Origin of the sequence: Pseudomonas grimontii, assembly GCF_007858185.1 — a bacterium.
Lineage (GTDB): Bacteria > Pseudomonadota > Gammaproteobacteria > Pseudomonadales > Pseudomonadaceae > Aquipseudomonas > Aquipseudomonas grimontii.
Window position 1 is genome coordinate 85965 of record NZ_VFES01000022.1, and the last position, 10287, is coordinate 96251.

Consider the following 10287-nt stretch of genomic DNA (forward strand, 5'->3'; position numbering starts at 1 on the left):
CGAGTTTATTCAGTCAGGTCGGGTTACTGGCCGCTGTAGATCTGGTCAAAAACCCCACCATCATTGAAGTGGGTTTTCTGCACGGTGCGCCAGTCACCAAAGGTCTTCTCTACCGACAGGAAGTCGACTTTCGGGAAGCGGTCGGTGAACTTGGCCAGCACCTTCGGATCACGCGGGCGCAGGTAATTGTTGGCGGCGATTTCCTGGCCTTCCGGTGACCACAGGTACTTCAGGTAGTCTTCAGCCGCCACGCGGGTGCCTTTCTTCTCGACCACTTTATCCACCACCGACACCGGCGGTTCGGCTTCGGCCGAGACGCTTGGGTAGACCACTTCGAACTGATCACGGCCGAATTCACGCGCGATCATTTCCGCTTCGTTCTCGAAGGTCACCAGCACGTCGCCGATCTGGTTGGTCATGAACGTGGTGGTGGCGGCGCGGCCACCGGTGTCCAGCACAGGCGCCTGTTTGAACAGCTTGCCGACAAAGGCCTTGGCTTTCTCTTCATCGCCGCCGTTCTTGAGCACATAACCCCAGGCCGACAGGTAGGTGTAGCGGCCGTTACCCGAGGTTTTCGGGTTGGGCACGATCACTTGCACGCCCTCTTTCAACAGGTCCGGCCAGTCTTTCAGGGCTTTAGGGTTGCCCTTGCGCACGATGAACACGGTGGCCGACGTGAACGGCGCGCTGTTGTTCGGCAGGCGGGTGACCCAGTTGTCCGGCACCAGTTTGCCGTTGTCGACCAGGGCGTTGATGTCGGTGGCCATGTTCATGGTGATCACGTCAGCCGGCAGGCCGTCGATGACCGAGCGCGCTTGTTTGCTGGAACCGCCGAAGGACATCTGCAGGGTCAGCTTGTCGTTCGGGTGCTCGGCTTCCCAGTGCTTCTGGAAGGCGGCGTTGTAGTCCTTGTAGAAATCGCGCATTACGTCGTAGGAGACGTTGAGCAGAGTGACCGGGGCAGCCTGGACGGCGCCCGCCAGGGCAAGGCCGGCGGCCAGGAGAGAGGCGCTTACGAGTTTTTTCACTGCTCATTCCTTGTTGTTCGGGAGAAGAGGGGAGGCACATTGCCAGCAACTATAGCCGGGGGCACTTAGTCGCTTAAAGATTAAAAAGAACTTTGCTTATTCCACTTTCTTAAAAAGGGCGCTGCCACAACGCGAACAGAACGCCGCATTGGGCTCGTGGCTGTTTTTCTTGCACACCGGGCAGTCGTGTTGCAATTGTTCACCGCGCATGGCACTGGCCAGCTCGGCGGTGAAAATCCCCGTGGGCACGGCAATGATCGAGTAACCAGTGATCATCACCAGCGATGAAATCACCTGGCCCAGCGGCGTCTTGGGCACGATATCGCCAAAGCCCACGGTGGTCAGCGTCACGATCGCCCAATAGATGCCCTTGGGGATACTGGTGAAGCCGTGCTCCGGGCCTTCGATCACATACATCAAGGTGCCGAACACCGTCACCAGGGTGCACACGCTCACCAGGAACACCACGATCTTCTGCTTGCTGCCACGCAGCGCCGCCATCAGGTAGTTGGCCTGCTTGAGGTACGGGCTCAGCTTGAGCACGCGGAAAATCCGCAGCATCCGGATGATGCGGATGATCAGCAGGTACTGCGCGTCGCTGTAATACAGCGCAAGGATGCCGGGCACGATGGCGAGCAAATCCACCAGCCCGTAAAAGCTGAAGGCGTAGCGCAGCGGCTTGGGCGAGCAGTACAGGCGCAACCCGTACTCGATCAGGAAGATCAGCGTGAAGCCCCATTCAATGTAGGCCAACACATCGGCGTAGTTCTGGTGGATCTGGTCGATGCTGTCGAGCATCACGATCACCAGGCTGGCGAGGATGATCAACAGCAGGATGCCGTCAAAGCGCCGCCCGGCGACGGTGTCGCTCTGAAAAACCATGACGTAGAGCCGCTGACGCCAGTCGTTGTTGCTGTCCATAAAGCCCGCCTGAATCGAATATCGAGCAAGCCTAGGGGGATTCGAAGGGGCTGTCCATGCGCGGTTTCTGAAGCATTCGGCGGCCGGCGTGCACCAGCCAGCAGGCGAGGATAAACGGCGCGGTGAGTGCGGGCAGGTGCAGGGCGGCAAAGCCCGGTGTAAGGAGAATCGCCAGGAGGATGCCCAGCAGCGGCAGCCACGGTTGGCGCCGTGCCTGGCTGAGCGCCAGGGCGGCGAGGGCCGGGTTGTAGCTGTGCAGGCCGAGGAGGGCGCCGGTGGTTTCGTCCAGCAGCAACGCGATCAGTACGCCGCTGCTGGCGCCGATCAAGGCCCAGACCACGGCGCGCCGGTTCGCCAGCCACAGGCCGAGGGCAATCAGCGCGCCCGCCAGCGGCTGGTCCAGCAACATGACTTGCGCCAGGCCGGTGAACGGCGCGCCGAGCACGGCCAGGGCATCGGGCTCGCTCAGGGCCAAGACACTGTGCGGGACGCTGCCCGGCAGCAACCATCCCAGGCCGACAAAGGGCACGGTGTAGGCGGGCAAGTCGTCGGGCTGCGTCGCGTGTTTCAACCACTGCCGCGTGAGGATCGCACTCAAGCCGCCGCACGCCAGGATCAGCGGCGGCAACAACGCCGACCAGGCGAAATGCTGGCTGATCAACAAGCCCAGCAGCACGCCGTTTTAGCTATAAAGACCCGCCTGGCGCTCGGCCTTGGGATAGCCGCGCCGCTGGGCCGTGAGCAACCCGGCGACGCCCCCCAGCAGCGCCCCTCCGAGCAAGGTCGGGGCGCTGACCAGGACCGCCAACAGGCACAGCAGGCCGCACAGCGGATGGCGTTGCAGGAAGATCTGGCTGAAGCCGTTGAGCAGGGCTTCGGCCCAGTCGTGGCAGGTTGGGTTGTGCATGATGGGTATTCAGTGAGACCGAGTTGTTCCCATCGGGGGCAAGCCCCCTCCCACACTTGATTGGGTTCACATAGTTAGAGGTGTGAATGCAGTCCAATGTGGGAGGGGGCTTGCCCCCGATGGGCCTCTACAGGCGCTAGATCAGCGTCTCTATACGCAAGGAGTTGGTCGACCCCGGCTGCCCGAACGGCACCCCGGCGGTAATCACCAACGTATCCCCGCGCTGCGCCATGCCTTGGGCCTGGGCAATCTCCAGCGCCGTGGAACACACCTCATCCACCTGTCTCAGTCGATCATTGACCACCGAATGCACGCCCCACGCCACGCTCAAACGGCGTGCGGTGGACAGGTTCGGCGTGAGGTTGAGGATCGGCGCCACCGGCCGTTCCCGCGCCGCGCGCAGGCTGGAGCTGCCGGACTCGCTGTAGTTCACCAGCACCGCCACCGGCAGGATGCTGCTGATGCGCCGGATCGCGCAGCTGATGGCGTCCGACACCGTGGCATCGGCCTTGGGCCGGCTGACATCGAGTTGGGTCTGGTAGTCCGGGCCGTTTTCCACCTGGCGGATGATCTTGCTCATCATCTGCACTGCTTCCAACGGGTATTCGCCCGACGCGGTCTCCGCCGACAGCATCACCGCATCCGCCCCTTCGGCCACCGCATTGGCGACATCCGTCACTTCCGCGCGGGTCGGCGCCGGCGAGAAGCGCATGGACTCCAGCATCTGCGTGGCCACCACCACCGGTTTGCCCAGTTGGCGGCAGGTGCTGATGATGTCTTTCTGGATGTGCGGCACGCTCTCGGCCGGTACTTCCACGCCCAGGTCCCCTCTGGCCACCATGATCGCGTCGCTCAGCTCGGCGATTTCCCGCAGGCGTTGTACGGCCGAGGGCTTCTCGATCTTGGCCATCAGGAACGCCTTGTCGCCGATCAGCTCGCGAGCCTCGCGGATGTCTTCCGGGCGCTGCACAAACGACAGTGCCACCCAGTCCACGCCCAGCTCCAGGCCGAAACTCAGGTCGCGACGGTCCTTGGCGGTGAGCGGGCTGAGTTCCAGCAGGGCTTGTGGGACGTTGACACCTTTACGGTCGGACAACTCGCCGCCATTCAGTACGGTGGTGTCGATGGCATCGGCATGCTGGGTGATCACGCGCAGGCGCAGTTTGCCGTCGTCGAGCAGCAGGTCCATGCCCGGCTCAAGAGCGGCGATGATTTCCGGGTGAGGCAGGTTGACCCGGCGCTGGTCACCCGGCGTCGGGTCCAGGTCCAGGCGCAGGGCCTGGCCACGCACCAGTTGCACCTTGCCCTCGGCAAACGTCCCAACGCGCAGCTTCGGCCCTTGCAGGTCCATGAGGATGCCCAGCGGGTAATTGAGCTGGCGCTCCACCTGGCGAATCCACTGGTAGCGCTGGGCGTGATCGGCATGCTCGCCGTGGCTGAAGTTGAGGCGGAAGATATTCACCCCGGCCTGCACCAGCTCGCGGATGTCATCGATACCGTCGGTGGCGGGGCCCAGGGTGGCGAGGATCTTGACCTTCTTGTCAGGCGTCATGGTGGGCAGTCTCAAGGATCAGGATGGCGCGCAAGTCATTGACGTTGGTGCGCGTCGGCTCGGTAACGATCAAACCGTCAAGGGCGGCGAAATAGCCGTAGCCGTTGTTGTTATCCAGCTCATCGCTGGCCGACAGGCCCAGGGCTTCGGCGCGGGCATAACTGGTGGGTGTCATGATGGCGCCGGCGTTGTCTTCCGAGCCGTCGATGCCGTCGGTGTCGCCGGCCAGGGCGTACACGCCGGGCAGGCCTTTGAGGCTGTCGGTCAGGCTCAACAGGAATTCGGCGTTGCGCCCGCCACGGCCGTTGCCGCGCACGGTGACGGTGGTTTCACCGCCGGAGAGGATCACGCACGGCGCCGCCAGCGGTTGACCGTGCTGCACGATTTGCCGCGCGATGCCGGCGTGCACTTTGGCCACGTCCCGGGCTTCGCCTTCCAGGTCGCCGAGGATCAGCGGGCTGAAACCGGCCTGGCGGACTTTCACCGCCACCGCTTCCAGTGATTGTTGCGGGCGTGCGATCAACTGGAAGTGGCTGCGGGCAAGCACCGGGTCGCCGGGCTTGACGGTTTCCGACGCCGGATTCTGCAACCAGCTGCGCACGGACGCTGGAGCGTCGATACCGTAGCGCTTGAGGATCGCCAGGGCCTGTTGCGAAGTGCTCGGGTCGCCGACCGTAGGGCCGGAGGCGATGACCGTGGCCTGGTCGCCCGGCACATCGGAAATCGCGTAGGTATAGACCGTCGCCGGCCAGGCCGCCTTGGCCAGCCGCCCGCCCTTGATCGCCGAGAGGTGCTTGCGGACGCAATTCATCTCGCCAATGGTGGCGCCGGATTTGAGCAGGGCTTTGTTGATGGCCTGCTTGTCGGCCAGGGTGATGCCTTCGGCGGGCAGGGCCAGTAGTGCCGAGCCGCCGCCGGAGAGCAGGAAGATCACCCGGTCGTCTTCACCCAGGTTGCTGATCAGTGCCAGCACGCGCTTGGCCACGGCCTGTCCGGCGGCATCGGGAACCGGGTGGGCGGCCTCGACCACTTCGATTTTCTGGCAGGGCGCGCCATGGCCGTAGCGGGTCACCACCAGGCCCGAGACGTCGCCCTGCCAGCCGTTCTCGGCGACGAGCGCCATGGCGGCAGCCGCTTTGCCGGCGCCGATCACGATCACACGGCCGCTGCGGTCGGCCGGCAGGTAGGGTTCAAGGACGTGCCGGGGGTGGGCGGCGTCGATAGCTGTGGCAAACAGCTCGCGAAGCAGGTGTTGCGGATCGACCGACATGAGCGGGCTCCCGGGGATTTTTGTTATTAGAGGTGCAGCCATTTCATCGGGGTTATTTATCGCGAATCGAAAAATTCGCCATATGCTCCAAGCCCTTGATCAACGCCGAGTGGTCCCAATTCCCGCCGCCAATCGCCGCGCAGGTGCTGAACACCTGCTGGGTGCCGGCAGTGTTCGGCAGGTTGATCCCCAGCTCCTTGGCACCGGCCAGGGCCAGGTTGAGGTCCTTCTGGTGCAGGTTGATGCGAAAGCCTGGATCGAAGGTGCCCTTGATCATGCGTTCGCCATGCACTTCGAGGATCTTCGATGAGGCAAAGCCGCCCATCAGCGCTTCACGCACCTTGGCCGGGTCGGCGCCGTTCTTGGACGCGAACAGCAGCGCTTCGGCCACTGCCTGGATATTCAGCGCGACGATGATCTGGTTGGCCACTTTGGCGGTCTGGCCGTCGCCATTGCCGCCCACCAGGGTGATGTTCTTGCCCATGCTCTGGAACAGCGGCAGGGCGCGTTCGAAGGTCTGCGGCTCGCCCCCGACCATGATGCTCAAGGTGCCGGCCTTGGCGCCGACTTCACCGCCGGACACCGGTGCGTCGAGGTACTGCGCGCCGGTCTGGTTGATCCTGGCGGCGAAGGCTTTGGTGGCGGTGGGCGAGATCGAACTCATGTCGATCACTACCTTGTTCGGCGACAGGCCGGCAGCTACACCGTCGGCGCGAAACAGCACGTCGTCGACCTGCGGGGTGTCGGGGACCATGACGATAATGAACTCGGCTTCCTGGGCGACTTGCTGCGGGTTGGCCAAGGCCACTGCGCCGGCGCTGATCAGCTCGGCCGGCGCCTTGCCGTGGTGCTCGGAAAGAAACAGTTGATGACCGGCTTTCTGCAGGTTCGCGGCCATGGGTTGGCCCATGATGCCGGTGCCGATAAATCCGATTTTAGCCATGATGAAATCCTCTTGTTATGTGGGAGGGGGCTTGTGTGGTGTTTGTCAGATGGCATTGTGGGTTTTGAGCCAGCCCAAACCGGCTTCGGTAGTGGTCAACGGCTTGTACTCACAGCCGACCCAGCCCGCGTAGCCGATACGGTCCAGATGCTCGAACAGGAAGCGGTAATTAATCTCCCCGGTTCCCGGCTCATTGCGTCCAGGGTTATCCGCCAGCTGGATGTGGTTGATCTGCTCCAGATGCGCGGCCATGGTCCGGGCCAGGTCGCCTTCCATGATTTGCATGTGGTAGATGTCGTATTGCAGGAACAGGTTGTCACTGCCCACCTGCTCGCGAATCGACAGGGCCTGGGCGGTGTTGTTGAGGTAGAAACCCGGAATGTCGCGGGTGTTGATCATTTCCATCATCAGCTTGATGCCCACCGCTTGCAGCTTGTCGGCGGCGTACTTGAGATTGGCGACAAAGGTCTTTGCCACGGTTTCATCATCCACACCCTGTGGCCGAATCCCCGCCAGGCAGTTGACCTGGGTATTGCCCAGCACCTGGGCGTAGGCGATGGCCAGCTTGACCCCCGCGCGGAATTCCTCGACCCGGTCCGGGTGGCACGCCAGGCCGCGTTCGCCCTTGGCCCAGTCACCGGCCGGCAGGTTGAACAGCACTTGGGTCAGGCCGTGGGCGTCGAGCTGGGCCTTGATGTCAGCCGAGCTGAATTCGTAGGGGAACAGGTACTCGACACCCTGGAAGCCGGCATCGGCAGCGGCTTTGAAGCGAGCGAGAAAGTCCTGCTCGGTAAACAGCATGGACAGGTTGGCGGCAAAGCGCGGCATAGGGTTCTCCTTAATCGAGCAGGGAAATGGCGGTCGGTGCATCGTTGCCGACCAGGGCCAGGTCTTCGAATTCGTTGACGGCGTTGATCTCGGTGCCCATGGAAATATTGGTCACGCGCTCCAGAATGATCTCAACAATCACCGGCACCTTGAACTCTTCGATCATTTCCTGGGCGCGGCGCAGCGCCGGCTGGATTTGTCCCGGCTCGAACACGCGCAGGGCCTTGCAACCCAGGCCTTCGGCAACCGCGACGTGGTCGACACCATAACCGTTCAGCTCCGGCGCGTTGAGGTTGTCGAAAGACAACTGCACGCAGTAGTCCATTTCAAACCCGCGCTGGGCCTGGCGGATCAGCCCCAGGTAGGAGTTGTTCACCACCACGTGGATGTACGGCAGCTTGAACTGCGCGCCCACGGCCAGCTCTTCGATCATGAACTGGAAGTCATAGTCGCCGGACAGCGCCACCACCTTGCGGCTCGGGTCGGCCTTGACCACGCCCAGCGCCGCCGGAATGGTCCAGCCCAACGGGCCGGCCTGGCCGCAGTTGATCCAGTGGCGTGGCTTGTACACATGCAGGAACTGCGCGCCAGCAATCTGCGACAGGCCGATGGTGCTGACGTAGCAGGTGTCTTTGCCGAACACCTGGTTCATCTCTTCGTACACCCGTTGCGGCTTGACCGGCACGTTGTCGAAGTGGGTCTTACGGTGCAGGGTCGCCTTGCGCTGCTGGCAGTCATGCAGCCAGGCGCTGCGGTCCTTGAGCTTGCCGGCGGCTTTCCACTCGCGGGCCACTTCAATGAACATCGTCAGCGCGGAGCCGGCGTCGGACACGATGCCCAGGTCCGGGGTAAATACGCGGCCAATCTGGGTGGGTTCGATGTCGACATGGATGAATTTACGGCCTTCGGTGTACACCTCGACCGAACCGGTGTGGCGATTGGCCCAGCGGTTACCGATACCCAGCACCACGTCCGATTTGAGCATCGTCGCGTTGCCATAACGGTGGGAGGTTTGCAGGCCGACCATGCCCACCATTTGCGGGTGATCATCGGGGATGGTGCCCCAGCCCATCAGCGTCGGGATCACCGGGATACCGGTGAGTTCAGCAAACTCAACCAATAGCTCGCTGGCATCGGCGTTGATCACACCGCCGCCGCTCACCAGCAAGGGACGTTCAGCCAGATCCAGCAGGGCCAGGGCCTTTTCGACCTGAATGCGCGTGGCCATTGGCTTGGCCAGTGGCAGCGGCTGGTAGGCGTCGATGTCGAATTCGATCTCGGCCATCTGCACGTCGAACGGCAGGTCGACCAGCACCGGGCCAGGGCGGCCGGAGCGCATTTCATAGAAGGCTTTCTGGAAGGCGTACGGCACTTGGCCCGGCTCGAGCACGGTGGTCGCCCACTTGGTCACCGGCTTGACGATGCTGGTGATGTCCACGGCCTGGAAGTCTTCCTTGTGCATGCGGGCCCGTGGCGCCTGGCCGGTGATGCACAGGATCGGGATCGAGTCGGCCGAGGCACTGTAGAGGCCGGTGACCATGTCGGTGCCGGCCGGGCCCGAGGTGCCGATGCACACGCCGATATTGCCAGCCTTGGTGCGGGTGTAACCCTCGGCCATGTGCGAGGCGCCTTCAACGTGGCGAGCAAGGATGTGATCGATGCCGCCCACCTTCTGCAAGGCCGAATACAGCGGGTTGATCGCAGCGCCTGGGATACCGAAGGCGGTGTCCACGCCTTCACGGCGCATGACCAGGACGGCGGCTTCGATTGCTCTCATTTTGCTCATGATTTTGGTGCCTCTTGCGTTTTGTAATTGTATACAAGTGGTGTCTGTTCAAAGTGTATTCACGGCGGGCGGCGCAGGTCAATCCATTTTATTGATTGGTCTTTGCGTTCGTCGGAACGGCTTTTTTCGACGTATGGAGTCTTTGTTTTAAAATATTGTATACAAAAACAAATATAATTGTGTTCTATTTGTAGGATCGAGCATCTGATCAAACAAACCTCCACCGCTTTCCCAATAACAAAAGAAGGACGGCACCATGAGCGCTTTAACCTTGAAGATTGCCACCCAACTGACCAGCCAGGCCCTCACCGCCGGCCGCACGATTTCAGCCGCGCCGCTGACCATCGCGGTGCTCGACAGCGGCGGCCACTTGATTACCCTGCAACGTGAAGACGGCGCCAGCCTGCTGCGTCCGCAAATTGCCATCGGCAAGGCCTGGGGCGCGATTGCGTTGGGCAAGGGCTCGCGCTTGCTGGCGCTGGACGCACAGCAACGGCCGGCGTTTATCGCGGCGTTGAACAGCCTGGGGCAGGGCAGCGTGGTGCCGGCACCGGGTGGGGTGTTGATTCGGGATCAGGCAGGGGCGGTACTGGGGGCGATCGGGATCAGCGGGGATACGTCGGATATTGATGAGCAGTGTGCGATCACGGCGATCGAGGGGGCGGGGTTGATGGCGGATGCGGGGGTGTCAGCTTAAGCATTGAGTGACTATCAGGGCCTCATCGGGGCATAGGTATCTACACATCTTGAGCCGAGCCCCCTGCGTAGATACCGTCTTATCCAGCACCGCGTAAAACCCCGCAGCTGTCGAGCCTTGGCGAGGCTGCGTCAGGCCGCGACTCGAGCTTGAATCGGCAGCGCGCCTGACGCAGCCTCGCTTGCGCTCGGCAGTTGCTACGGGGGGAGGCCTTGATGTGGATTGGCTTTCGTAGCAGCTGCCGGGCCCCGGCGAGGCTGCGTCGGCCGCGACTCGAGCTTGAATCGGCAGCGCGTCTGACGCAGCCTCGCTTGCGCTCGGCAGCTGCTACGGGGGGAGGCCTTGATGGGGTTGG

General features: G+C 62.7%; 8 protein-coding genes and 1 pseudogene. 1 reads left to right on the forward strand and 8 read right to left on the reverse strand.

Annotated elements, in window-relative coordinates:
• Nucleotides 1–23: 23 nt before the first annotated feature.
• The 8 genes and pseudogenes from FIV39_RS26995 to gcl all read right to left on the reverse strand — a co-directional run bounded on the left by FIV39_RS26995 (nucleotide 24) and on the right by gcl (nucleotide 9235).
• On the reverse strand, nucleotides 24–1028 hold the full coding sequence (locus FIV39_RS26995) for a sulfate ABC transporter substrate-binding protein (RefSeq protein WP_090407165.1): 1005 nt from the start codon (nucleotides 1026–1028) through the stop codon (nucleotides 24–26).
• Between the two features lie 96 nt (nucleotides 1029–1124).
• Nucleotides 1125–1949: an ion transporter gene (locus FIV39_RS27000; protein WP_090407162.1), complete on the reverse strand. Its 825-nt coding sequence runs from the start codon at nucleotides 1947–1949 to the stop codon at nucleotides 1125–1127.
• Nucleotides 1950–1980: 31 nt separating this feature from the next.
• Nucleotides 1981–2856, reverse strand: a pseudogene (locus tag FIV39_RS27005) (urea transporter).
• 136 nt (nucleotides 2857–2992) lie between these two features.
• The gene (pyk, locus tag FIV39_RS27010; protein WP_090407159.1) at nucleotides 2993–4408 is read right to left on the reverse strand and encodes a pyruvate kinase; all 1416 of its coding nucleotides are present in this window, start codon (nucleotides 4406–4408) and stop codon (nucleotides 2993–2995) included.
• Nucleotides 4398–5678, reverse strand: a complete 1281-nt coding sequence (locus tag FIV39_RS27015) for a glycerate kinase type-2 family protein (protein WP_146371652.1) — start codon at nucleotides 5676–5678, stop codon at nucleotides 4398–4400. The genes pyk and FIV39_RS27015 overlap by 11 nt, the downstream gene beginning before the upstream one ends.
• Before the next feature lie 52 nt (nucleotides 5679–5730).
• A complete protein-coding gene (locus FIV39_RS27020) occupies nucleotides 5731–6621 on the reverse strand; it encodes a 2-hydroxy-3-oxopropionate reductase (protein WP_090407153.1) in 891 nt (296 codons plus the stop codon).
• Between the two features lie 45 nt (nucleotides 6622–6666).
• Complete coding sequence (hyi, locus tag FIV39_RS27025) at nucleotides 6667–7449, reverse strand: hydroxypyruvate isomerase (RefSeq protein WP_090407148.1); 783 nt, start codon at nucleotides 7447–7449, stop codon at nucleotides 6667–6669.
• A gap of 10 nt (nucleotides 7450–7459) precedes the next feature.
• Nucleotides 7460–9235 carry a glyoxylate carboligase gene (gene gcl, locus FIV39_RS27030; RefSeq protein ID WP_090407145.1) on the reverse strand — a complete coding sequence of 592 codons (1776 nt, stop codon included), beginning with the start codon at nucleotides 9233–9235 and terminating at the stop codon, nucleotides 7460–7462.
• 256 nt (nucleotides 9236–9491) lie between these two features.
• Between gcl and FIV39_RS27035 the strand changes: the two genes are divergently transcribed.
• Nucleotides 9492–9932 carry a GlcG/HbpS family heme-binding protein gene (locus FIV39_RS27035; protein WP_090407142.1) on the forward strand — a complete coding sequence of 147 codons (441 nt, stop codon included), beginning with the start codon at nucleotides 9492–9494 and terminating at the stop codon, nucleotides 9930–9932.
• The last annotated feature ends 355 nt before the right edge of the window (nucleotides 9933–10287 follow it).

What these genes read in the sequence shown, in the direction of transcription:
- FIV39_RS27000 (WP_090407162.1), bottom strand. Translation starts at nt 1,949, where the DNA reads ATGGACAGCAACAACGACTGGCGTCAGCGGCTCTACGTCATGGTTTTT.
- pyk (WP_090407159.1), bottom strand. Translation starts at nt 4,408, where the DNA reads ATGACGCCTGACAAGAAGGTCAAGATCCTCGCCACCCTGGGCCCCGCC.
- FIV39_RS27015 (WP_146371652.1), bottom strand. Translation starts at nt 5,678, where the DNA reads ATGTCGGTCGATCCGCAACACCTGCTTCGCGAGCTGTTTGCCACAGCT.
- FIV39_RS27020 (WP_090407153.1), bottom strand. Translation starts at nt 6,621, where the DNA reads ATGGCTAAAATCGGATTTATCGGCACCGGCATCATGGGCCAACCCATG.
- hyi (WP_090407148.1), bottom strand. Translation starts at nt 7,449, where the DNA reads ATGCCGCGCTTTGCCGCCAACCTGTCCATGCTGTTTACCGAGCAGGAC.
- gcl (WP_090407145.1), bottom strand. Translation starts at nt 9,235, where the DNA reads ATGAGCAAAATGAGAGCAATCGAAGCCGCCGTCCTGGTCATGCGCCGT.
- FIV39_RS27035 (WP_090407142.1), top strand. Translation starts at nt 9,492, where the DNA reads ATGAGCGCTTTAACCTTGAAGATTGCCACCCAACTGACCAGCCAGGCC.